This window comes from Arthrobacter sp. BF1 (assembly GCF_056680215.1).
The window spans coordinates 1,477,963-1,501,016 of the sequence record NZ_CM155271.1 but is presented as its reverse complement, the minus strand read 5'-3'; the positions used below and the strand labels follow the sequence as shown (position 1 = coordinate 1,501,016).

Annotated in this window: 22 protein-coding genes; 4 read left to right on the top strand and 18 right to left on the bottom strand. The window is 65.4% G+C overall.

Annotated features, from left to right (window positions below):
• Positions 1-203 precede the first annotated feature (203 nt).
• From AC1MCD_RS07055 to dxr, 8 genes are all read right to left on the bottom strand, one after another.
• A complete protein-coding gene (locus AC1MCD_RS07055; RefSeq protein ID WP_498678220.1) occupies positions 204-1,094 on the bottom strand; it encodes a GNAT family N-acetyltransferase in 891 nt (296 codons plus the stop codon).
• The gene (gene ispG / locus AC1MCD_RS07050) at positions 1,057-2,223 is read right to left on the bottom strand and encodes a flavodoxin-dependent (E)-4-hydroxy-3-methylbut-2-enyl-diphosphate synthase (protein WP_498677137.1); all 1,167 of its coding nucleotides are present in this window, start codon (positions 2,221-2,223) and stop codon (positions 1,057-1,059) included. The genes AC1MCD_RS07055 and ispG overlap by 38 nt, the downstream gene beginning before the upstream one ends.
• 46 nt (positions 2,224-2,269) lie before the next feature.
• A complete protein-coding gene (locus AC1MCD_RS07045; RefSeq protein WP_498677135.1) occupies positions 2,270-2,563 on the bottom strand; it encodes a YciI family protein in 294 nt (97 codons plus the stop codon).
• A gap of 64 nt (positions 2,564-2,627) precedes the next feature.
• The gene (locus AC1MCD_RS07040; RefSeq protein ID WP_498677133.1) at positions 2,628-3,197 is read right to left on the bottom strand and encodes a hypothetical protein; all 570 of its coding nucleotides are present in this window, start codon (positions 3,195-3,197) and stop codon (positions 2,628-2,630) included.
• Positions 3,194-3,880, bottom strand: coding sequence for a MarR family transcriptional regulator (locus AC1MCD_RS07035; RefSeq protein ID WP_498677132.1), 687 nt, complete (start codon positions 3,878-3,880; stop codon positions 3,194-3,196). The genes AC1MCD_RS07040 and AC1MCD_RS07035 overlap by 4 nt, the downstream gene beginning before the upstream one ends.
• Before the next feature lie 87 nt (positions 3,881-3,967).
• The gene (locus AC1MCD_RS07030; RefSeq protein WP_498677130.1) at positions 3,968-4,660 is read right to left on the bottom strand and encodes a hypothetical protein; all 693 of its coding nucleotides are present in this window, start codon (positions 4,658-4,660) and stop codon (positions 3,968-3,970) included.
• Positions 4,661-4,708: 48 nt separating this feature from the next.
• Positions 4,709-6,040, bottom strand: a complete 1,332-nt coding sequence (locus tag AC1MCD_RS07025) for a M50 family metallopeptidase (protein WP_498677129.1) — start codon at positions 6,038-6,040, stop codon at positions 4,709-4,711.
• Positions 6,041-6,058: 18 nt separating this feature from the next.
• Positions 6,059-7,243, bottom strand: coding sequence for a 1-deoxy-D-xylulose-5-phosphate reductoisomerase (gene dxr, locus AC1MCD_RS07020; RefSeq protein WP_498677127.1), 1,185 nt, complete (start codon positions 7,241-7,243; stop codon positions 6,059-6,061).
• Positions 7,244-7,314: 71 nt separating this feature from the next.
• On the opposite strand from dxr, the gene AC1MCD_RS07015 reads away from it, so the two are divergent.
• Complete coding sequence (locus AC1MCD_RS07015) at positions 7,315-8,781, top strand: lipase maturation factor family protein (RefSeq protein WP_498677126.1); 1,467 nt, start codon at positions 7,315-7,317, stop codon at positions 8,779-8,781.
• A 31-nt stretch (positions 8,782-8,812) separates the two neighbouring features.
• Here the strand turns inward: AC1MCD_RS07015 and AC1MCD_RS07010 are convergent, their stop codons facing one another.
• The 7 genes from AC1MCD_RS07010 to AC1MCD_RS06980 all read right to left on the bottom strand — a co-directional run bounded on the left by AC1MCD_RS07010 (position 8,813) and on the right by AC1MCD_RS06980 (position 16,978).
• Positions 8,813-9,667, bottom strand: a complete 855-nt coding sequence (locus AC1MCD_RS07010; protein ID WP_498677124.1) for an HpcH/HpaI aldolase/citrate lyase family protein — start codon at positions 9,665-9,667, stop codon at positions 8,813-8,815.
• Positions 9,664-10,302 carry a MaoC family dehydratase gene (locus AC1MCD_RS07005; protein ID WP_498677122.1) on the bottom strand — a complete coding sequence of 213 codons (639 nt, stop codon included), beginning with the start codon at positions 10,300-10,302 and terminating at the stop codon, positions 9,664-9,666. The genes AC1MCD_RS07010 and AC1MCD_RS07005 overlap by 4 nt, the downstream gene beginning before the upstream one ends.
• A complete protein-coding gene (locus tag AC1MCD_RS07000; protein WP_498677119.1) occupies positions 10,299-11,066 on the bottom strand; it encodes a CoA transferase subunit B in 768 nt (255 codons plus the stop codon). Before AC1MCD_RS07000 ends, AC1MCD_RS07005 begins: the two co-directional genes overlap by 4 nt.
• A gap of 2 nt (positions 11,067-11,068) precedes the next feature.
• Positions 11,069-11,887, bottom strand: coding sequence for a CoA transferase subunit A (locus AC1MCD_RS06995; protein WP_498677117.1), 819 nt, complete (start codon positions 11,885-11,887; stop codon positions 11,069-11,071).
• A gap of 66 nt (positions 11,888-11,953) precedes the next feature.
• Positions 11,954-13,117: an acyl-CoA dehydrogenase family protein gene (locus AC1MCD_RS06990; RefSeq protein WP_498677115.1), complete on the bottom strand. Its 1,164-nt coding sequence runs from the start codon at positions 13,115-13,117 to the stop codon at positions 11,954-11,956.
• Between the two features lie 2 nt (positions 13,118-13,119).
• Positions 13,120-15,363 (bottom strand): acetyl/propionyl/methylcrotonyl-CoA carboxylase subunit alpha, encoded by a 2,244-nt coding sequence (locus AC1MCD_RS06985; RefSeq protein ID WP_498677113.1) that lies wholly within the window; start codon positions 15,361-15,363, stop codon positions 13,120-13,122.
• Positions 15,364-15,370: 7 nt separating this feature from the next.
• Positions 15,371-16,978: a carboxyl transferase domain-containing protein gene (locus tag AC1MCD_RS06980; protein WP_498677111.1), complete on the bottom strand. Its 1,608-nt coding sequence runs from the start codon at positions 16,976-16,978 to the stop codon at positions 15,371-15,373.
• 168 nt (positions 16,979-17,146) lie between these two features.
• On the opposite strand from AC1MCD_RS06980, the gene AC1MCD_RS06975 reads away from it, so the two are divergent.
• Positions 17,147-17,800, top strand: coding sequence for an SACE_7040 family transcriptional regulator (locus AC1MCD_RS06975; protein ID WP_498677109.1), 654 nt, complete (start codon positions 17,147-17,149; stop codon positions 17,798-17,800).
• A 113-nt stretch (positions 17,801-17,913) separates the two neighbouring features.
• On the opposite strand, the gene AC1MCD_RS06970 is transcribed toward AC1MCD_RS06975, so the two are convergent.
• From AC1MCD_RS06970 to pdhA, 3 genes are read right to left on the bottom strand one after another with little or no spacing between them, the layout of a single operon-like run.
• Positions 17,914-19,296: a dihydrolipoamide acetyltransferase family protein gene (locus AC1MCD_RS06970; protein WP_498677107.1), complete on the bottom strand. Its 1,383-nt coding sequence runs from the start codon at positions 19,294-19,296 to the stop codon at positions 17,914-17,916.
• An 8-nt stretch (positions 19,297-19,304) separates the two neighbouring features.
• Positions 19,305-20,315 (bottom strand): alpha-ketoacid dehydrogenase subunit beta, encoded by a 1,011-nt coding sequence (locus tag AC1MCD_RS06965; RefSeq protein ID WP_498677105.1) that lies wholly within the window; start codon positions 20,313-20,315, stop codon positions 19,305-19,307.
• The gene (gene pdhA, locus AC1MCD_RS06960; RefSeq protein ID WP_498677104.1) at positions 20,315-21,493 is read right to left on the bottom strand and encodes a pyruvate dehydrogenase (acetyl-transferring) E1 component subunit alpha; all 1,179 of its coding nucleotides are present in this window, start codon (positions 21,491-21,493) and stop codon (positions 20,315-20,317) included. The genes AC1MCD_RS06965 and pdhA overlap by 1 nt, the downstream gene beginning before the upstream one ends.
• Before the next feature lie 195 nt (positions 21,494-21,688).
• Between pdhA and AC1MCD_RS06955 the strand changes: the two genes are divergently transcribed.
• Together AC1MCD_RS06955 and AC1MCD_RS06950 are read left to right on the top strand one after the other, a co-directional pair.
• Positions 21,689-22,171, top strand: a complete 483-nt coding sequence (locus AC1MCD_RS06955; RefSeq protein ID WP_498677103.1) for an Lrp/AsnC family transcriptional regulator — start codon at positions 21,689-21,691, stop codon at positions 22,169-22,171.
• A gap of 158 nt (positions 22,172-22,329) precedes the next feature.
• Positions 22,330-23,037 carry a hypothetical protein gene (locus AC1MCD_RS06950; protein ID WP_498677101.1) on the top strand — a complete coding sequence of 236 codons (708 nt, stop codon included), beginning with the start codon at positions 22,330-22,332 and terminating at the stop codon, positions 23,035-23,037.
• Positions 23,038-23,054 lie beyond the last annotated feature (17 nt).

The window sequence follows — 23,054 nt, the reverse complement described above, 5'->3', positions numbered from 1 at the left end:
TGCAAAGCCCCTGGCCGTAAACGGCTGGTCATTGCATCCGGGCGTGGCTCTACGGCCGTTGACGCTTAGGTACTGGTGAGGACTGGTGAGACCGCCCACCCACTCCAGCGCAGCTAGATCGAACCTATGGGATAGCGGCCGCGTTGACAAGGGGTTTCTCCATTCGAAGGGGTAGACCACCCTGCCCGGGTCTGCTGCCGGACCTAGAACAGGACCGTAGCGAACGTGCCGACCTGCCGAAAGCCCACCCGCTCGTACGTGGACCGGGCCCGGAGATTAAAGCCGTTGACATACAGGCTGGTTACCGGCGCCAGGGTCCGGGCCTTCTCCACCACGGCTGCCATGTAGCCGGCGCTCAGACCCTGTCCGCGGTAGTCAGGGTTCATCCAGACACCCTGGATCTGTGTGACGTCGGCAGTGACAGCCCCGAGTTCGGCTTTGAAGACCACTTCGCCGGAGTCGTTGACGTGTGCCAGGGAATGGCCTTGCCGGATCAGGCCTTCAACCCGGCGGCTGTAGAACTCCTTGCCGCCCAGGAACGGTGAGTAGCCCACCTCTTCCTCGAACATGGCCGCACAGGCTGGAAGGATGCGGTCGAAATCGGCCAGGCGGCCCAACTCCAGATCGGCGTTCGGCACCACTGCAGGGGGCCCACAAAGGGTCATCAGTGGCTGTTCGTCCCGCACCTCGTGGGCTGCATGCCCCAGTTCCGCCAGCTCGCTGTGGAGGGCGAGGACTGAATCTGCAGGGCCAAAGGCCGAGGCAAAGCGCCGGCCGGACGCGCTGGCCGCTTCGGCCACCAACCCGGCAAACCCGGGGTCCAGCTCCACCGGGACCAGGTTGGCTCCCGCCCAACAGGCACCCAGCAGGACGCCGTCGTCGAAGACTCCCAACACTGCGGCGCCGCCGGTGGTGGGTGCCGCGGACCCTGCTGCCCTGAGGTGCGCGAGCATAAAGACATTCGCCACCGGGTCCTGCAGGGCAAGGCGCCGCAAGGCAGGGGTATCCGCGCCGGAAAGGGCCCGGACACTGGTCCCCTCCGGCGCGGCGCCCTCCTTATGAGACGCTAACCACGGGGCTACCCTGGACAGCATCTTCGCCATCGGCCTCCCCCATCTCCTCGGCAATGCGCATGGCTTCTTCGATTAGTGTCTCAACAATCTCGCTCTCAGGAACAGTCTTGATGACTTGACCCTTCACAAAGATCTGGCCCTTGCCGTTGCCGGAGGCCACGCCGAGATCGGCTTCGCGCGCTTCCCCGGGCCCGTTCACCACACAGCCCATCACGGCGACGCGCAACGGAATCTCCATGCCTTCCAGGCCTGCAGTGACCTGCTCGGCCAGCGTGTAGACGTCCACCTGGGCACGGCCGCAGGAGGGGCACGAAACGATCTCGAGCTTGCGCGGGCGCAGGTTCAGGGACTGGAGGATTTGGTTGCCAACCTTGATTTCCTCCACCGGCGGCGCGGAGAGGGAAACGCGGATGGTGTCGCCGATTCCCTTGGCCAGGAGGGCTCCGAAGGCAGTGGCGGATTTGATGGTGCCCTGGAACGCCGGGCCGGCTTCGGTGACGCCAAGGTGCAGCGGCCAGTCGCCCTTCTCGGCCAGCATCTCGTACGCGGCCACCATGATCACGGGGTCGTTGTGCTTGACGGAGATCTTGAAGTCGTGGAAGCCGTGCTCCTCGAACAGCGACGCCTCCCAGACTGCCGACTCAACGAGTGCTTCGGGCGTGGCCTTGCCGTATTTCTTGAGGATGCCTGGCTCGAGCGAGCCGGCGTTGACACCGATGCGGATGGATGTGCCGTGGTCCTTGGCGGCGCGGGCGATTTCCTTGACCTGGTCATCGAATTTGCGGATGTTGCCCGGGTTCACGCGCACTGCCGCGCACCCGGCCTCAATCGCCGCGAAGACGTACTTGGGCTGGAAATGGATGTCCGCGATGACAGGGATCTGCGACTTGCGCGCGATGATGGGCAGCGCCTCCGCATCATCGGCGGAGGGGCAGGCGACGCGCACAATGTCGCAGCCCGAGGCGGTGAGTTCCGCGATCTGCTGCAGGGTGGCGTTGATGTCCGTGGTGGGGGTTGTGGTCATGGACTGCACGCTTATGGGCGAGTCCGAGCCGACTCCGACCGAGCCCACTTTGATCTGGCGGGTCTTACGGCGGGGGGCGAGGACAGGCGGCGGTGCTGACGGCATTCCCAGGCTGACCGAGGTCACATGGACTCCTTGGGTAGGTGTTACGGAGGGGAAAGTGGTCCGGGAATCAGGACGCGTGCGGAGCGAGGATGCCGATGACGGGCGTCCATTCCGTAGAACGGGTACCGGCGATGGTCCCGGCGGTGGCGAAAGGGTCCCGCTTCAGCAGGTCATTCAACTGGGTTTCGTCCTGGACCTTGAAGATCAGGAGGGCACCTGCCCCGTCACCGTACGGTCCACTGGTCAGCAACTGGCCGTCGTCCGCCAGGCCTGCCAGCCAGGCGCGGTGCGCGGGACGGTGCTCATCACGGGCGGCGGTGGAATCGGCGGCGTACACATACTCAACGGCAAAAACAGTCATGAACACAGCCTATCCCCCGGGGCGGACTGACACCGATCCGTGTGTTCACTTGAGGACCGGCCGCTCACTTCAGGAAGTACACCTTGACGATGGCTGCCGTGCCTGCCGCCCACAGCAACGACGTGAGCGTTCCAATGATGAACCGTTCTGCCGCCACGGGGGTTTCCTTCAACTCGGCAAACCTGCCCAGGCCCTTGATCGCCACGATGTAGGCAATGGCCACCGGCTGTCCTGTGAGGATGGCCACACCAACGCCCAGGCGTTCGAGGACTCCGATGATTGCCCCGCCGCGCAGGATCCGCTGGCCGGGAGAGGCCTGTCCCGCGGCTTCCGGTGCCGGGGTGGAGACGTCCGACGGCGGCCGCCCGCCACCCGCTGTCAGCTCACCGTCCACGCTTTGCCCGCGTTCCTGATGATCCGGCCCCGCCTCCGGGGCGCGTGGCGGGACAGCCGGCAGCGTGTCCACCGTGACATCCGCCGACGGGTCCTGGCCGGAAGCATCCTGGGCTGCTTGAGCCCTCGCTGCGTCCGCTTTGTCATCAATGGTCCTGGCCAGCCGAAACACCAGCGAGGTCACCGGCCAGCCAGCAAATCCGGCCACCAGGAGGGCCACTGCGATCCAGAGTGCGTTCACTGTTCTCCTTTGGCGGGGTTCGAGGGCGCCAGTACCTGGGTGCGGGCGTATTCGAGGAGCATGGCTGCCGCCGGTCTGGCGGCCCATTCTTCCTGCCAGCCGGACCTAAGTACGGCACGGCTCACCGATTGTTCGGATATTCCCAGTTCTTGGGCCACCTGCTTCTGGCTGCCGTGACGGACGTGGCCACCGTCAAGGACGCGCAGCCGGTCTACCACGCGCCACTGCGCCGGCGTGCGCTGCTGGACCACACGCCCGATCAGGCGCAGCACCGCTTGGGCGTTTGCACTGCTCATGGCTCCTTCCCCGGCACCGGGTGGAATGTCCCGGCCACGTCCAATACTGCCGGACACCACTGACAGTGGAACCTGGGTTGCCGCGCCCTTGGCGATTTCCACCGCCTTTCGCGCTGCCACAAAACCGCTCCCGCTTCCCTCCCTCGGGCTTCCACCGGGAGCGAGCTGAACAGCGCCGATCCCGATTCCGACATACCAATGCCCGTCGCGGAGAGCATGGAGGGCGATGTCCACCACGTCCGCAGCCTGCTCGACGACGCCTTGGAGTTCGTCGCCAACGGAGCGCTCAAACGGATCCGGGGTGAGGCTGCGGAGTGCTGCTATCAGGCCCGGAACCCGGTCCATGTCGGTGGTGCTGCCGCGCTGGTCGATGGTCAGTACGTACATGCCTTAACCGTACGGAGGTGATCATTAATAATCAATCGAAAATAGCTGATTATTCAATATCAGCCGAAATAGGCTGATATTGCGGAATCACCTGACACGTCTCTCGACCGTATCCGCTGCCCTCAAGGCCGGCCGCGGCCCGCCCCATGCGATCCAAGCCGCGGCACCGGCCATAAGAAGCGCCCCGGCAGTCTGGGTCGGCAGGCTGCTACCCGTCGTGGCCTGACCCAGGACAACGCCCAAAAGAAAGAACAGCACGGCACCGGCCGCCCACAGTGCCCCGGCCCAACGCGGCAGGACAGCGGAACGCCACACCGCGAGCCCCAGCAGCACGTTGCCGACGACGGCGAGCAGGAGGCCAAGCAGGAACGCCCCGGTCATGGATCCCGGGAATTCCAACTGCATCACGTCCTGGTTTCCGGCCAGGTAGGCCTTTCCAATGGCCGGCGTGGCGAAGGTGGAAATCACGGCCGGCACCAGCAGCAGCGCCGTCCCGGCCACGGCTGTGACCATCGCTGTCAGCGCAAGCCGCACGGTCCGGCTGCCGGCCAGGCAGCAGCCCAGGGCGAACAACCCGAAGATGGCAAGGATGGTGCCCGCCGTGCTGCCGAACAGATGGCGGAACTGGTAGGAGTCGGAACTGACGAAGCGGGCCCAGGCCTCGGGGTCCTTCGTCTGGTCAGGCTGTGGCTCCAGCGTGGAGAAGGCAGTGACGAGCCATGCGACCGCCAGCACCCACAGCCCCGCCCGGATCCAGCGGCTGATCTTCTGTGGGTCCATTTGTGTTCACCTTTCTCCACCTGCGGCATCAGGCTGCGGGAAAACATCTCAGCCGAAGAGGTTTACCGGTTTCACGATGTCGGCGTAGATCAACAGCACGCTCATCCCCATCAGCAGGGCGGCCACCACGTAGGTCACGGGGAGCAGCTTGGCGATGTCGAAGGCTCCCGGGTCCGGTTTCCCGAACAGCTTGGCTACCCGACGCCGGGCCCCCTCGTACAGGGCTCCGGCCACGTGCCCGCCGTCGAGCGGAAGCAGCGGGATCAGGTTGAAGACCGCGAGCGCGAAGTTCAGTCCGGCCAGCAGTCCCACCAGCACGGCCAGCCGGGACTGGACCGGCACTGCTTCCATGGCCGCGACTTCGCCGGCCACGCGTCCAACGCCCACCACGCTGATGGGGCCGTTCGGATCGCGCGGTTCCTCGCTGAAGGCCGCCTTGGCGACGCCCACCACCCTGGCGGGGAGGTTGAGGACAACTCCGGCCACCTGCTTGATGTTCTCCCCCGCCATGGGCAGGACGGACGACGCCGGCTGGGGTACCAGTTCTGTTTGCGCGCCAATGCCGAGGAAGCCCACGTCCTGGTACTGCAAATTGCCGGCGTCGTCCTTGGCCTGCCGTCCGTCGACGCCCACCACCGGGCGGGCGGAAAGTACCGGGGTGACAGTGGTGGTGACCGGGGCGCCGTTGCGCTCCACAGTGATGCTGACTTCCCGGCCGGCGGACGCACGAATCCATTCCGTCAGCTGGTCCCAGCCTGTGACCGCATTCCCGTCGAAGGACGTGACCACGTCATTGGGCAGGAGCCCGGCGGACGCAGCGGGGGTCAGCCGGCAGTCGGCGGAATCGGGGTCCACGGTCTGGCCAGCGGCCACCTGGCATTTCGATACGTCCGAGATAGTGGTGGTGGCCGTGGCGACGCCGAAGCCCATCAGCAGCACGGCGGTCAGCACCACGCCGATCAGCAGGTTCATGGCCGGACCGCCCAGCATCACGATGACTTTCTTCCAGACGGGCAGGCGGTAGAACACCCGGTTTCCGTCCTCCGGGCCCACCTCTTCGTGGGCCATGGAGCGGGCCTCGGTGGCGAGGGTCTGGAACATGCCGGTGCTGGAGGGGCGGACGGTACCGTCGGCCTTGTTGGGCGGGTACATGCCGATCATGGACACGTAGCCGCCCAGCGGGATCGCCTTCACACCGTATTCGGTCTCGCCTTTCCGCTTGGACCACAGAGTGGGGCCGAAGCCGATCATGTACTTGGTGACGCGGACCTTGAACAGCTTGGCGGGTACCAGGTGCCCCACTTCGTGCAACGCGATGGACACGGCAATGCCGATCGCCACAAAGACGACGCCGAGGATAAAAAGGAGGATGGGGCTCATGCGTGGATCTGCTGCTTCCTAGAGACTGCTTACTGCCAAACGTTCGTGGGCGCGTGTTCGTGCCCATTCTTCAGCATCCAGCACTGACTCAAGGGTCAGCTCGGAGGATCCTGGGTGTTCGCTGAGGACAGCATCGATGGTGTCCACGATGTCGGTGAAGCGGATGCGCCCGGCGTGGAAAGCCAGGACGGCCTCTTCGTTGGCCGCGTTGAACACGGCGGGGTACGTGCTCCCCTGATTGGCGGCATCCTTGGCCAGGTCCACAGCGGGGAACGCCACAGTGTCCAGGGGTTCGAAGGTCCAGCTGGTGGCCCGGGTCCAGTCGCACGGGGACGCTGCCTTGGGCACCCGGTCCGGCCAGCCGAGTCCCAGGGCGATGGGCAGGCGCATGTCCGGTGGTGATGCCTGGGCGATGATGGACCCGTCATAGAACTGGACCATGGAATGGACCACCGACTGCGGGTGGACCACAACGTCTATCCGGTCCAGCGGCACGTCGAACAGCAGATGGGCTTCAATGAGCTCAAGCCCCTTGTTGACCAGGGTGGCTGAATTGGTGGTGACCATCAGGCCCATGTCCCAGGTGGGGTGCGCCAGGGCCTCCTGCGGGGAAACGTCGTGGAGCTGCTCCCGCGTGCGGCCGCGGAACGGGCCCCCGGATGCCGTCAGGATGAGTTTCTCCACCTCGGCCGCGGTGCCGGAGCGCAGGCACTGGGCGATGGCTGAGTGCTCGGAATCCACGGGAACGATCTGGCCCTCACGTGCCGCGGCCTTGACCAGCGAGCCTCCGACGATCAGCGATTCCTTGTTGGCCAGCGCCAGCGTTGCCCCGGATTTTAGCGCGGCCAGCGTGGGTGCGAGGCCGATGGAGCCGGTAATGCCATTGAGCACCACATCTGCCTCCACGGCTGCGATGCGCGCGGAGGCATCGGGGCCGGCGATGATTTCCGGGCGATAATCCTGCCGCCCTGCGGTTCGGGCAGCCTCGGCGATCAGGTCCTGCAGCTGCTTGGGATCACCGGATGCAATGCCGACGGCGGCGGCGCCGGTGTGCACCGCCTGGCGGGCGAGGAGCTCGAGGTTCCCGCCGCCCGCGCTGAGCGCCACTACTTCAAAAAGGTGCGGGGCGCCGTCGACGACGTCAATCGCCTGGGTGCCGATGGAACCGGTGGATCCGAGGAGGACGATTCTGCGAGGCTGCATGGCTTAAGTATCCCGCACCTGCGGCGTGGTCCGTCTAGGAGCCGGGACGGGCCAGGCGTAACGTTGATGGCGTGGACTGGGTTTCCTGGTTCGACGCTCCGGACTATGAATTCGCTCGGCTGGTGCTGCAGCGAGGCATTGCAGCGCTGTACTTCGTGGCCTTCCTGTCCACCCTCAACCAGTTCCCGGCGCTGCTTGGTGAACACGGGCTGCTTCCGGTACCCCGTTATCTGGAGGGGTTCAGCGTCCGGCGCCGGCCCACCCTCTTCCGCTGGCGCTACTCAGACAGGCTGCTGCGCTGGGTCTGCACCGCGGGACTGGCCATCTCGGCGACGCTGGTGGCCGGCCTTCCCCAAAGTGGCCCCCCATGGGTGCCGCTGATCGCGTTCCTGGCCCTGTGGCTGCTGTACATGTCCATATCCAACGTTGGCCAGACGTTTTACGGCTTCGGCTGGGAAATGCTCCTGCTGGAGGCCGGGTTCACGGTCGCTTTCCTTGGCTCTGACCAGACGGAACCGCCCCGCACCATCCTGATTTTGGTGGTTTGGCTGGTGTTCCGACTGGAGTTCGGCGCGGGCATGATCAAAATCCGGGGCGGCCGGGAATGGCGTAACCTGACGGCCCTGTACTACCACCACGAGACCCAGCCGATGCCCGGGCCCCTGAGCCGGCAGGCGCATCTGCTGCCGAAGCCTTTTCACCGGCTGGAGGTGCTTGGGAATCAGTTCGCCCAGCTGGTGGTACCGTTTTTCCTCTTTGCCCCGCAGCCCCTGGCCGGCATTGCCGCGGGCGTTGTGATCTTTACGCAGTTGTGGCTTGTGGCCAGCGGCAACTTTGCGTGGCTGAACTGGATGGCCATTGTGCTGGCCTTCGCCGCTGTCAGTGACCCGGTGGCCCATGCCGTGCTACCGTTCCTGCCCCTGGACTGGGCCCCCAAGGCGGGCTCGCGCGGAAATCCGCCGTACTGGCTCGCAATTTTCCTCGCCGCGACCTTGCTGTTGGTAGTCCTGAGTTATTGGCCGCTACGGAACCTCATCTCCAAGGGTCAGCTGATGAACGCCAGCTTCAACCGCTGGCAGCTGGTCAACACCTACGGTGCGTTCGGGACAGTGACCAGGCAGCGCATCGAGATCGTCGTTGAAGGCACCCTGGACGCGGAGCCGGACGACGCCGCGGACTGGCGCGAGTACGGGTTCAAAGGCAAGCCCGGCGACGTCCGCCGCCTGCCGCGGCAGTGGGCGCCTTACCACCTGCGGCTGGACTGGCTGATGTGGTTCCTCCCGCTGCGCACAGTCCACGAGGAATGGTTTTATGCCTTCCTCGGCAAACTCCTCGAGGCTGATTCCCGGACCCTGCGGCTGCTTCGTGAGGACCCGTTCGACGGCGAACCGCCGCATTGGGTGCGCGTCAACAGTTACCTGTACCGTTTCGCTACCCGCGCTGAGTTCCGGGAAAGCGGGGAGCGGTGGGTGCGGACACTGCTCTATGAGGCCATTCCGCCGCTGTCGCTGCGCGGTACCCACGGGCGGCGGCGCTAATCCGGGACGGCAGGGTTCAGGACCGCAGGGTTCAGAAGCCAGTGACCCGCGCGTGTGCCCCGGACCTGCGGAGAGTTGCTTCGGCGTGCTTGAGGATGGGGCCGTCGATCATTTTCCCGTTGTGCTTAAAGACGCCGGACCCGGCCGTGGCAGCGGCCCGCAGCAGTTCCTGGGCGGCCGCAACGTCGACGTCGGAGGGGGCGTAGGCGCCACGGACCACGTTGGCCTGGGTGGGGTGGATGCACGCCTTGGAGCTGAACCCCGACGCCACGGCATCGGCGGCCTCCAACGCGAGCCCGTCAAGGTCGGGGATGTTGACGTAGACGGCGTCCACGGCTTCCTTCCCGAAGGCGCGGGCGGCGAGCAGCACCGTGGATCTGGCCTGCAGCGCCACGGCGCGGTAGCCACCGTCGTCCATTCTGCTCGAGGTCCCGCCCAGCGACGCGAGGAGGTCCTCGGCGCCCCACATCAGGGCCACCACGTTGGGCGCCGCTGCGATGGCAGGCGCGTTGAGGATCCCGGCGGCGGTCTCGCACAGGGCAATGACGTGGAAGTCCTTCAGCGCGGCCAGCTGTTCTGCGCTTTCCGTTTTGGCAAGCATGACCGTGCGGTAGGGGGTGTGCGCCAGGCAGTGCAGATCCCGCGCGAACTCCTCGGTGCCGGCGGGATTGATTCGTACGATGGTCCGGCTGGGGTCCAGCTCGGGCCCGTCCCCGGCGGCTCCGAGCTGGGCAAGGATGGCGCCGCGTGCCCGCTGCTTGTCCGCGGGGGCCACGGCATCTTCCAGGTCCAGGATGACGGCGTCCGCGCGCTCGGAGGCCTTTTGGTAACGCTCCGGGCGGTCGGCGGGGCAGAACAAGAGGGCGGGTCCCATCACAAATGTCATAGGGATATTGTCCCCTTTTCGCTGCCCTGTTGACTCCCCTGTCCGCTGCCTTGTCCACTCGCCTGTTGGCTCCCCTGGTGGGGATCTGCCGGCTGCCCGCTGTGAGCCTCACGCGTCCACATCAGGCAGCTCCGCGTGGCCAGTGCCACCACAACGCCGTCCTGGTTCCTGCCGGTGTGCTGCATGGTCACGATTCCTTGGCCGGGCCGTGACTTCGAGGGCCGCTTCTGCGTAATGACGGTCTCCGTATAGAGCGTGTCCCCGTGGTAGAGCGGATGCGGAAAGGTCACATCCGTCAGGCCCAACTGGGCGATGATGGTGCCCTGGGTCAGCTGCGACACGGACTGTCCCACCACCGTGGACAGCGTGAACATGGAGTTGACCAGGCGCTGGCCGAAGGGCTGGGCCGCGCTCCAGGCGGCGTCCAGATGCAAAGCCTGGGTGTTCATGGTCAGGGTGGTGAACAGGACGTTATCCGCCTCCGTCACGGTGCGTCCGGGCCGGTGCGCGTACACAACGTCCTGCTCGAGCTCGTCGAAGTACAGGCCCCGCTGTTCGATCACCCTGGTGCGGCTGCTTGGGCCTGGCTCCCCGGTGGTTGGGCCTGTTGCCCCGGTGGTTGCGCCGTCCGTCATACGGTGAGCTCCTGGTCCTCTTCGAAGAGCTCGGCGCCCGTGGCCGCCGCGACCTCCTCGACGGACACGTTGGGTGCCAGTTCCCGGAGCACCAGCCGGGACCGCCCGCCCTCGGTGACAACATCGATCACGGCGAGGTCGGTGATGATCCGGTCCACGCAGGCCTTGCCTGTCAGCGGCAGGGTGCAGTTCTCCACGATCTTGGGATGGCCGTTGCGGTCAACGTGTTCCATCATCACAATGACCTTTTTGGCGCCGAACACCAGGTCCATGGCCCCGCCCATACCCTTGACCATCTTGCCGGGGATCATCCAGTTGGCGAGGTCCCCGTTTTGTGCCACCTCCATGGCACCCAGCACGGCCACATCCACGTGGCCGCCGCGGATCATCCCAAACGAGGAGGCCGAATCGAAGAATGCGGCGCCCTTGTTGACGGTGACAGTTTCCTTACCGGCGTTAATCAGGTCCGGATCCACGGCGTCCTCCGCCGGGTAGGGTCCGACGCCCAAAATGCCGTTCTCCGAGTGCAGCACCACTTCCACTCCATCGGGGATGTAGTTGGGGATCAGCGTGGGCATGCCGATGCCCAGGTTGACGTACTGGCCGTTGCGGAGCTCCCGGGCAACCCTGGCGGCCAGCTCGTTGCGGGTCCATCCTTTGGTGTCCGGGTTGGTGCCATCGGGGTGGCCGACGGCGGCACGCCGGTATTCGGGCCGGACGGCTTCCGGGCGGGGAGGCGCTCCCTGCGGGCTGTTGGATTCCATGGCTAGGCTCCTGCCTGTTGGGTGGCTTGCGGCGCGCCGGGTTCAGCGCCGCCCACCGCGTCCGAGGCCGCTGCCAGGGACACGGTCCGCTTTTCGATGCGTTTCTCCCCGTTGGGCGCAACCACCACCCGCTGAACGAAGATGCCAGGCACATGGACGTGCTCGGGATCCAGTTCGCCCGGTTCCACGAGCTCTTCCACTTCGGCAATCGTGATCCTGCCCGCCATGGCGCAAAGCGGGTTGAAGTTCATGGCGGTGGCGTGGAAGACCAGGTTGCCGTGGCGGTCACCCTTCCACGCGTGCACCAGGCCGAAATCGGGTGTTAGTGACTCCTCCAGCACGTAATCAACCCCGTTGAATGTCCGCACCTCCTTGGCGGCAGATGCGATCGCAACCCCGCCGTCGGCGTCGTACTTCTGCGGAAGCCCACCCTCGGACACCTGGGTGCCCACGCCTGCTTTGGTGTAGAAGGCAGGAATCCCGGCGCCGCCGGCACGGAGCTTCTCCGCGAGGGTGCCTTGCGGGGTCAGCACCACTTCCAACTCACCGGAGAGATACTGGCGCGCGAACTCCTTGTTTTCGCCGACGTAGGAGCTGACTGTCCGCCGGATGCGGCCGTCGTGCAGCAGGACGCCCAGTCCCCAGTCGTCCACGCCGCAGTTGTTGCTCACCGTCTCCAGGTCTTTGGTCCCATGCCGGTGCAGGGCATCAATCAGGGCAACGGGAATCCCGCACAGGCCGAACCCGCCGACCGCGAGCGACGCGCCGTCCGGGATGTCGGCTACGGCTTCCTCGGCGCTGGCAATAACCTTGTTGATCATCGTTGGTCCTTTCAAGGGTCTCGACAGGCTCGACCACCGGGTGGCGTTCCCGAACCAGCTGCGTTGCTAAAGTCCGAGTTCGCGGGCTATCAGCATCAGCTGGACCTCCGTGGTGCCCTCCCCCACCTCCAGGATTTTGGAGTCGCGGTAGTGGCGAGCCACGGTGAATTCGTTGATGAAGCCATAGCCGCCGAACACCTGGGTGGCGTCCCGCGCGTTGTCCATGGCTGCCTCACCTGCGACCATCTTAGCGATGGCCGCCTGCGTCTTGAACGGCTTGCCGGCCAGCATTCTGGCGGCGGCATCGTAGTACGCCAGGCGGGCGGTGTGCGCACGCGCCTGCATGCGGGCGATCTTGAACGCGACGGCCTGGTGCTTGCCGATGTTCTGCCCGAAGGCACTGCGTTCCTTCGCGTATTTGACGGACAGGTCCACGCAGCCCTGAGCTGCCCCCGTCCCCAACGCGGCGATGGCGATCCGGCCCTCGTCCAGGATGGACAGGAAGTTTGCGTAACCGCGTCCTTCCTCACCCAGCAGGTTTTCCGCCGGCACGCGGACGTCCTTCAACGTCAGCGGATGCGTGTCCGAGGCGTTCCAGCCCACCTTGTTGTAGGCCTTTTCAGCTTTGAACCCCGCGGTGTCGGTGGGCACCAGGATGGTCGAGATTTCCTTTTTGATGCTGCCGTCCGCGCGCTCTGTCCGGCCGGTGACGGCGGTGACGGTGACCAGGCGGGTGATGTCCGTGCCGGAGTTGGTGATGAACTCCTTGTTACCGTTGATCACCCACTGCCCGCCGTCACGCTCGGCGTGCGTCTTGGTGCCGCCGGCGTCAGAACCGGCTTCCGGTTCCGTGAGGCCAAAGCCGGCGAGCGCCTGGCCCGAGGCCAGCATCGGCAGCCACTCATCTTTCTGCGCCTCGGTGCCGAAGCGGTAGATGGGCATGGCGCCCAGCGAGACGCCTGCCTCCAAGGTGATGGCCACGGACTGGTCCACCCTGCCCAGCTGTTCGAGGGCGAGCGCGAGGGCAAAGTAGTCACCGCCCATGCCGCCGTGTTCCTCCGGGAACGGCAGTCCGAAGAGACCCATGTCTGCCATCTGCTTCACGATTTCATAAGGGAAGCTGTGTTCCTCGTCGTGCTTGGCGGACACCGGCGCCACCACGTTGTCCGCGAAGTCGCGGACGGTGTCACTGAGGTCCTGGTATTCCTCGCTGAGTTCAAAATCCGGCATGGCTAGGCTCCCTCGCCTGTGGTGTTCGGTTCGTTGATTGCAATGTTGGTTAGTGCATGGATGGTGGCCAGTACTTGGTCCGCCTTCACCAGATCGCCCGCTTTGACGCTGGTGTGCACGGTGCCGGCCACCTCCGCCACCAGTTGGTGCTCCATCTTCATGGCTTCCACGGAGAGGAGTACTTGGCCGGCTTCCACGGTGTCACCGTTGCTGACGGCGACCGATACCACCGTTCCGGGCATGGGCGAGCGGACCTCCGGGTCCGCAATACCTTCCTCGCGCTCGATCGCGGCGAGTACCCGGGCAAGCCGCGACTCCCGAGTCAGTACTTCCAGCCGGCAGGACCACCCGCCGTTGCCCACATACACGGTCTGCGGATTGCTCTGGCGCGGGTAGTCGTCCCAGAAACTGCCCAGTGCGTAGCGGACCTCCGCACCGTCGATTTCCAGGTAGACGTTGTCACTGGACAGGCCGATCACCACGACCTTGTGGGCGGGACCGTCATCGACGCTGACAAGCGCGTGGCCCAGATCGATGTTGCTCTGCCAGGTGAGGGCCACGGCGGCAATCCCGCCGCCCGGAACGCCGAAGCTCATCCGCCAGGCCGCCGGTGCGCCGAGGCGCCATCCGCGTGTGGTGTCCCAGGGGGATCCCACCGTGGACGGCCCTTCAGCCAGGACCCAGAACTGCACAGCCGCGGCTATGAGATCGGCGTCTCCGATACGCCGGAAGGTAAAGTCCGGCATCTTGCGCTCGATCAGGCCCGTGTCGAGCCGGCCGGCGCGGACGTCGGCGTCGTTGATCAGCAGGCGCAGGTATTCGACATTGGTGTCGATGCCCAGCGCCGTGTAACGCGAGAGTGCGGTGTCCAGCTTGTCCAGCGCAGCAGTACGGTCCCGGCCCCAGGCAATCACCTTGGACACCATGGGGTCGTAGTCGCTGGAAATTTCGAGACCCTCAAGCAGCGAGGAGTCAATGCGGATTTCCGGATCAGCGGACGCCGGGGTGGAGGAATCGAGGTCGTCCATGCCGGTGAAGATTGAGCCCCGCTCGTCCAGCAGCACAACTTCGCCCGCCGACGGCATAAAGTTCCGTTCCGGGATTTCCGCGTAGACGCGGGCTTCAACGGCGTGCCCGCTAAGTTCGACGTCGGCCTGGCGGACGGTGAGTTCCTCGCCGGCGGCGATCCGCACCTGCCACTCAACGAGGTCAATGCCCGTCACCGTTTCGGTGACGGGGTGCTCCACCTGGAGCCGGGTGTTCATTTCCATAAAAAAGAACTCGTCCGGGGCTTCATCGGAGACCAAGAACTCGACGGTGCCGGCCCCGCTGTAGTGAACGCTGCGTGCCGCCTGGCAGGCAGCCTCGCCGATCCTGGCGCGGGTGGCTCCGCCGTCGTTCAGCCCGTCCAGCAGCGGCGACGGGGCTTCCTCGATGACCTTCTGGTGGCGGCGCTGCAGCGAGCACTCGCGCTCCCCCAGGTGGATCACGTTGCCGTGGTTGTCGGCGAGGATCTGGACCTCGATGTGCCGTGGCGCGCGCACCAGCCGTTCCAGGAAGAGCGTGTCGTCACCGAAGGCGCTGGCAGCCACCCGCCGGGCGGTGGCCAGGGTGGACTCGAGTTCCTCAGGCCGTTCCACGATGTGCATGCCCTTCCCTCCGCCGCCGGCGGAGGGTTTGATCAGTAACGGGAAGCCGACGGCGGCCGCCGCTTCCATCAGCTGCGTGTCCGTCATCCCCGGTTCGGCAATGCCCGGCACCACGGGAACCCCGTAGCCTGCCACGTGGTTCTTGGAGCGGATCTTGTCGCCCATGACGTTTAGTGATTCGACGCCGGGGCCGATGAAGGTAATGCCGGCCTTTTCCAAGGCGCGGGCAAAGTCGACGTTCTCGCTCAGGAAGCCGTAGCCCGGGTGGACGGCCTCTGCGCCGGTGTCGCGGCAGGCCTGGATGATGGCCTCGATTTTCAGGTAGCTCTCCGCGGCGGCGGCCGGGCCGATCCGCACAGCAACGTCGGCATCGCGCACGTGGCGCGCTCCGGCGTCGGCATCGCTGTAGACCGCCACGGAACGGATGCCCAGTGCGCGCAGCGTGCGGATCACGCGGCAGGCGATTTCGCCGCGGTTGGCCACGAGGACTGTGCCGAAGAGGGGCTTTCCCGGCGCCGGGGTGCCGGCCGGTGCGGGGGTGCCGGCAGGTGCGGGGGTGCCGGCAGGTGCGGGAGATGTCCGTGAAGGAATAGTCACAGCTGGCTCACATCCGGAAGAGGCCGAAGGAGGTCTCCGGCAGTGGGGTGCGGGAGACGACGTCGAGCGCCAGTCCCAGGACGGTGCGGGTGTCAGCGGGGTCGATCACGCCGTCGTCCCAGAGGCGGGCGGTGGAGTAGTAAGGGCTGCCCTGGTCCTCGTACTGCTGCTTGATCGGGGCCTTGAAAGCGTCCTCATCCGCGGCTGACCACTCTTCACCCCGGGCCTCGTACTGGTCGCGTTTAACGGTGGCGAGGACGCTCGAGGCCTGGTTCCCGCCCATGACCGAAATCCTGCTGGCCGGCCACATCCAGAGGAAGCGCGGCGAGTAGGCCCGCCCGCACATGGAATAGTTGCCTGCCCCAAAGGATCCGCCGATCACCACGGTCAGCTTGGGCACGCGGGCCGTGGCCACCGCGGTGACCATCTTGGCGCCGTTCTTGGCGATGCCGCCCTGCTCGGAATCCTTGCCCACCATAAATCCGGAGATGTTCTGCAGGAAGATCAGCGGGATGCCGCGCTGATCGCACAGTTCGATGAAGTGCGCTCCCTTCAGCGACGACTCGCTGAACAGGACGCCGTTGTTGGCCACGATCCCCACCGGGTGTCCGTGCAGCCTGGCGAAGCCGGTGACCAGTGTGGTGCCGTACTCCTTCTTGAACTCGTGGAATTTGCTGCCGTCCACCAGCCTGCCAATTACCTCCCGAACGTCATACTGCGCGTTAACGTCCGTGGGCACCGCGCCATAGAGCTCGGCTGGGTCCGCTGCCGGCTCGACGGCGGCAGCCACCTCCCATGCGGGGGCTGCTGGCCTGGGTAGCGTGGCCACGATGTCGCGGATGATCTGCAGGGCGTGTTCATCGTTCTCGGCGAGGTGATCGGTGACCCCGGAAATCCTCGAATGCACGTCGCCGCCACCGAGTTCCTCCGCGGTGACGATTTCGCCGATCGCGGCCTTCACCAGCGGAGGGCCGCCCAGGAAGATGGTGCCCTGGTTCCGGACAATGACCGTCTCGTCACTCATCGCCGGAACGTAGGCGCCACCGGCCGTGCAGGAGCCCATGACCGAGGCGATCTGCGGAATCTTCGCCGCGGAGAGCCTGGCCTGGTTGTAGAAGATCCGGCCGAAGTGCTCCTTGTCCGGGAACACCTCGTCCTGCTTGGGCAGGAACGCTCCCCCGGAGTCCACGAGGTAGATGCAGGGCAGCCTGTTCTCCAGCGCGATTTCCTGGGCCCGGAGGTGCTTCTTGACCGTCATCGGGTAATAGGTGCCGCCCTTGACGGTGGCGTCGTTGGAGATGACCAGCACCTGCCGGCCGTGCACCAGCCCGATGCCGGCGATAACCCCCGCACCAGGCGATTCGTCGTTGTACATGCCGATGGCAGCGAGCGGTGCGATTTCCAGAAACGGGCTGCCGTCATCCAGCAGCCGGTCGATGCGTTCGCGCGGCAGGAGCTTTCCGCGGGCCACATGGCGCTCGCGCGATTTCTCCGGCCCGCCCTGGGCGGCCTCGGCCAGTTTGTCCAGCAGTTCACCGGCGAGGGCGAGCTGCGCTGTCTGGTTGGCCGCAAACGCGTCACTTGCGGCGTCAAGCCGGCTGGTGAGGGTCTCCATCGACGCGGTCCGATCCTGTCCTGTGAGAGCGGCTGCCGCAGGTCCCCCTGCAGGTCCCCGAACATCACTCGGTTAGTGTTATGTAACTGAGATTTAGGTTAGTCTTTATTAACTGTGATGTCCAACACATGGACGCGTTGCTAGAATTTGCGGGTCCGAGGAGGAAACGTGTCCATCAGCCCACCTGCGCAACCGGCCTCCGGCGCCCAACCGGTTCCTGGCACCCAGCGCAGCCAGGCCAAAGAACTCCGACGCCAGGCACTGTTGACTGCCGCAGCATCGCTGTTCGCGGTGAACGGGTTCAACCGCGTGTCGCTGGAGGACCTTGGGGCAGCAGCGGGCGTCAGTGGCCCGGCCGTATACCGCCATTTCCCGGGCAAGCAGGCGGTGCTGGGCGATCTGCTGCTCACGGTCAGCCGGGACCTCCTGGCAGGCGGCCGGCGCGTGGCCGCCGAAACCAGTGATCCGCTCACGGCACTCCGTCAGCTGGTGGGGTTCCAGGTGGATTTTGCCTTGGGCAAGCCGGACGTCATCCGCGTCCAGGACAGGGACTTCAGCAATCTTAAGCTCGAGGACCAGTCGGAGGTCCGGGCGCTGCAGCGGAGCTACGTGGAACTGTGGGTGGAGGTCCTGGCCCGGCTGCACCCCACCGTTGACGCGGCCGAACTGCGGATGCGGGCGCACGCCACCTTCGGCCTGATCAACTCCACACCCCACTCGGTGCGCAGCCATGGCCGCCGGATCGCGCCCAAGACCGCCCGCCCGTTGCTGGAAAGCATGGCACTGGCGGCCCTGACGGTGGACGTCACCCCCGCCTCCTGACCGGCCGGTGGTGCACGCAGCAACGCGGGGTCACTTCCCGCCCAATAGAGTCGAATTATCGGACAGGGAGTGACCCCGCGTTGCTGTAGATCTGCTGCCTGGACTGCCGCTGCCTAAACCATCGTCAGCACCATGCCGGGGTCAGCGAGGATGGCGCCGACGTCGGCAAGGAACCGTGAGCCCTGCTCCCCGTCCACCAGGCGGTGGTCGAAGGAAAGGCTCAAGGTCATCACCTGGCGCAGTGCCACTTCGTCCCGGAATTCCCAGGGCATCTTCCGGACCGCGCCCACGGCCAGGATGGCAGCCTCGCCCGGGTTCAGGATGGGGGTGCCGGCGTCGATCCCGAAGACTCCGATGTTGGTGATGGAGATGGTCCCGTCAGCCAGTTCGGCCGGAGCGGTCTTGCCGGCCCGGGCCGTTTCCGTCAGGGCAGTGAGCGCTTCCGAGAGTTCCAGCAGCGACATGGCTTCGGCGTCCTTGATGTTCGGAACCGTGAGCCCGCGGGGCGTTGCGGCGGCAATGCCAAGGTTCACAAAGTTGAACTGCACAATCTCCTGGTTGGCCTCGTCCCACCGCGAGTTCAGCGACGGGTTCCGCCGGAGCGCGACCAGCACAGCCTTGGCCACCAGGGTCAGCGGAGTCAGCCTGTGGTCCGCAAAAGCCCGGCTTGCTTTCAGCTTGGCGAGCAAATCCATGGTGGGGGTGACATCCACCGTGAGGAACTCCGTGGCATGCGGGGCGGTGAACGCGCTTGCCACCATCGCGGCCGCAGTGAACTTCCGGACGCCCTTGATGGGAGTGCGGATTTCCCGAGCGCCCTGAACAGCGCCCCGATCGGCCGGGGCGGCCGGGGCGGAGGCGTCGGACACGGCAGACAGATGGCGCGCCGCCACAGGAACGTCTCCGCCGCCAACAAAATTGCGGACGTCCTCCCGGGTGATCAGGCCATGGACTCCGGTGCCTTGGACTGATGTCAACTCAACACCGAGGTCCTTGGCAAGCTTCCGTACCGGCGGTGTTGAGCGCGGCCGCTCGAACGAATGAGTTTCAGAGGCCGGGGTTTCAGCCGGCTCAACCACCGGGGAAGCGGCAGCCTGGGTTTCGGCGGTCTTATCCGCCGGAGGTCCGAAGTTGCGCTGCCGCCGGGCCGGACGGCCGGAACTTTCGACGACGGCGCCATACCCCACGAGGTTGGGTTGCCGCTTGGCGGTCTCCCCCTCAGCCGGGGAGGCCACGGCAGGTGACGCGCCGGCGTCGTCCGGTACTTCAAACGAGACGATCGGCTTACCGACTTCCACCACAGTGCCGGGCTGCTCGTGAAGCGCAGTAATCACGCCGGCGAAAGGAGACGGCAACTCCACCACAGCCTTGGCCGTTTCAACCTCGGCAATCACCTGGTTCAGGCTCACGGTGTCCCCCACGGCGACTTTCCAGCTGACGATTTCGGATTCCGTGAGGCCTTCACCAAGGTCCGGGAGCCTGAATTCCTTGATCATGGTGGCGCTCATCCTTCCAGCCCGCTAAGTGAGTTGGGCCGCCCCAGTGCACGGTCCACGCCGTCGAGGATCCTGTCCAGCCCAGGCAGGTGATGCATCTCCACCTTGGAGTAGGGGTAGGGAACATCGAACCCGGTGACGCGGACGGGGGCCGCTTCAAGGTGGTAGAAGCACCGTTCGGTGATGCTGGCAGCAACCTCCGCGCCAACGCCCCCTGACTGGCCGGCCTCGTGGGTGATCACCAGCCGGCCCGTCTTCCGCACGGATGCTTCAACGGTGGCGTAATCCACCGGCGCCAGCGAGCGCAGGTCGATGACCTCAATGGAGATCCCTTCGTCGGCGGCAGCAGTGGCGGCGTCCCGGGCAGTCTTGACCAGCGGTCCGTAAGCCACGAGGGTCACATCGGTGCCTTCGGTAAGCAAACGGGCAGTGTCCATCGGCAGTGCGTTTGATAGGTCCAGGCCCTCGTCCACTTCACCTTTGTCGTGGTAGCGGCGTTTGGGTTCGAAGAACAGGACCGGGTCATCAGACCTGATGGCCTGCTGAATCACCGTGTAGGCATCCTGCGGATTGGAGACTGTTACCACCCTCAGCCCGGACGTGTGGGTGAAGTACGCCTCGGGCGACTCGGAGTGGTGTTCGGGCGAACCGATGCCACCGCCGAAGGGGACGCGGATGGTGATGGGCATCTTCACCGCACCCAGGGTGCGGTAGTGCATCTTGGCCACCTGGCTGACGATCTGGTCGAAGGCAGGATAGATGAAACCGTCGAACTGGATTTCCACCACGGGCCGGTAGCCGCGGTAGGCGAGGCCGACGGCGGTGCCCATGATGGCGGATTCGGCCAGGGGTGTGTCCACCACGCGGTGCGTGCCGAAGTCCTTCTGCAGCCCGTCGGTCACGCGGAACACACCGCCGAGGGTGCCAATGTCCTCGCCCATGAGGAGGACCTTGGGATCATTTTCGAGTGATTTGCGCAGGCCGGAATTGATGGCACGGGCAAAGGTCATCTGGGTCATCAGCGTGCACCTTCCTGTGAAGTGGCTTCTGCGGGGTCACCGAAGGAAGCAAGGTAGCGGGAATAATGGTCCTGCTGCCGGTCAAGCCATGAGTTGGGTGAGCTGTACACGTACTTGAAGACATCCAGCGGCTCAGGCTCGGGCATTCCGATGCAGCCGGCACGCAGTTCGCGGGCAACTTCATCCGCTTTATCCCTGACGTGCTGCTGGAACTGGTCCGTGAACAGGCCCTTCCGGTCCAGGAGGGCTTTGATCCGCTCGATGGGGTCCTTCGCGGCCCAGTCTTCGAGTTCATTGGCGTCGCGGTAGCGGGTGGGATCATCAGCAGTGGTGTGCGGCCCCATGCGGTAGGTAACGGCTTCGATGAACGTGGGTCCGCCGCCGTGCCGGGCACGGTCCAAGGCCACGCGCGTGGCTGCCATCACGGCCAGAACGTCGTTGCCGTCCACCCGGAGGCTCGGAATTCCGAATCCGGCAGCCCTGTCCGCGAGCTGCACGTGGGACTGCAGCCGCACCGGTTCCGAGATGGCCCAGTGGTTGTTTGAACAGAAGAAGACCACCGGCACCTGGAAACTTGCGGCGAAGACCATGGCCTCATTGACGTCGCCTTCACTCGTGGCACCGTCGCCGAAGTAGGTTACCGCCACCGAGTCGGCGCCGTCGTTCTGGATGCCCATGGCATACCCGGTGGCATGCAGGGTCTGTGCACCGATGATGATCTGCGGGGTGGCCATGTTGACGGTGTACGGGTCCCAGCCGGAGGCGGCGTTTCCGCGCCAGACCCGCAAAATGTCCGTCAGGCCCACGCCGCGGCAGTAGGCCACACCGTTTTCCCGGTAGCTGGAGAAAACAAAGTCATCGCTGCGGAGTGCCCGGGCCGACCCGATCTGCGCAGCTTCTTGCCCCAGCAGCGGCGGCCACAGACCGAGCTCCCCCTGGCGCTGGAGCGCGGTTGCCTCGACGTCGATGCGCCGGATGACCGTCAGGTCTTCAAAGAGGGAGCACAGCTGTTCATCCCCGATGTCTTTGACCCAGGGATCGAATTCCGGATGGCTGATCCGTTCCCCGTCCGGGGTGATCAGTTGGATCAGGTTCCTGCCGGATCCACCATGACTTCCTGTACTGCCGGCGGGACCACCCGCCATTGTTCCGCCCTGGCCCGTTTCGTCTGTAGACACGATGGCACGCAACCTTCTCACGTCGTTTGACCGGAGCTTGGAGACTTGTGGTCCCGCCCGCCGTCGGCCGCCCGGGCGCCGTTGCCCCGGATAATTGTGACCCTACTCACAATGTTCAATGGGTACAACTACCGCCGCGAATACTGACCATTGTGCCCTGTATGGGATGGCTTCACCGTGCTAACGTTGCGCATTATGCACACTTTGGATGGCACCGACACCCGGCTGCTCTCAGCCTTGGCCGGCGACCCCCGGCGCACGGTGGTGGCGCTTGCCCAGAAGCTGGGACTGTCCCGGAACACTGTCCAGGCGCGCATGGCCCAACTGGAGAAGAAACACGTCTTCCTGTCCTTCGAGCGCCGGATCAACCCGGCGTCTTTGGGGTACCCGCTGATGGCCTTCATCTCGGTCCACGTCCAGCAGCAGAAGCTGGGGCAGCTGGCCCGTGATCTTGCCGGCATACCGGAGATCCTCGAAGGGTACGGCCTGACGGGGTCCGCCGATCTGCTGCTTCGTGTGGTGGCCTTGGACGCCGAAGACCTCTTCCGGATCAACGGAAAGATCCTGGCGTGCGACGGAGTGGACCGGACCGATACTGCCTTGGCGATGGGCGAGCTCATTCCCTTCCGCATCCAGCCACTTCTGGACCGGGGATCCGGCGACGGTCAGGATAGCTAGGGCGCCCAAAACCTGACGCAAAATTGTGTTTCCGCGAGACTTCGGCCGACGCCCACCCCGCGGACGGGGCTATAGGCTGTTCCCAGGTAGATCCGCGGGTACCGCCCAGCGGCCCCCAGCAAAAAGGCAGTGCCACCGCGTTGCCGGAAAGGCTCCACGTGAGCAACCCTCAGGAACCGCACCAGCCGGTCCAGCCGGCGTCCTGGCCCCAACAGCCGCAGCAACAGCCAGTGGCGGGTCAGCCTGGAACCCCGGGACAGTACGGCACCCCTGGTCAATATCCTGCGCCGGGCCAGTACGCAGCAGTCGGACGGTACGCGGCGCCGGGAGAATACGGCGGTACCGGACATTACGGCGCTCCAGCACAGCATGGCACTCCCGGACAACCCCCTGCCGGCGGGCCGTTCGGGCTCCCCGGTGAACAGCCCCCCGCGCATGGCCGCAGGCGGCTGTGGACCATCCTGGGTGTGGTGGCCGGCGTCCTGCTGCTGGTTATCCTCGGCGTGGTGATCCTGGCAAATGTTGTTGCCGGACCCACCAACCATGCCAAGAGCCTCGCGGACGACTTCACGAAACTCGTGATCGCGGGCGACACGTCCACAGCCTATGACAACTACCTCGACCCGGCCCTCCAGGAGCAGGTATCCAAGGAAGCGTTCATAGCCGGCATCAAGACGCTGGAGATGGACAACTCCTGCAAGCCCACCTACAACGAGGTCCAGGCCAGCACGGACAACGGCGCCAAGGCAGCCGACGTGGTGGGCCTCATCGCGTGCAACGACGGGAAGAACATCGACCTCGTCTACCGCTTCGAGGGCACCGACGAACTCAAGATGATCAACATCAAAATCAAGCCCAAGGCGTAGGGCCCCAAGACATAGGA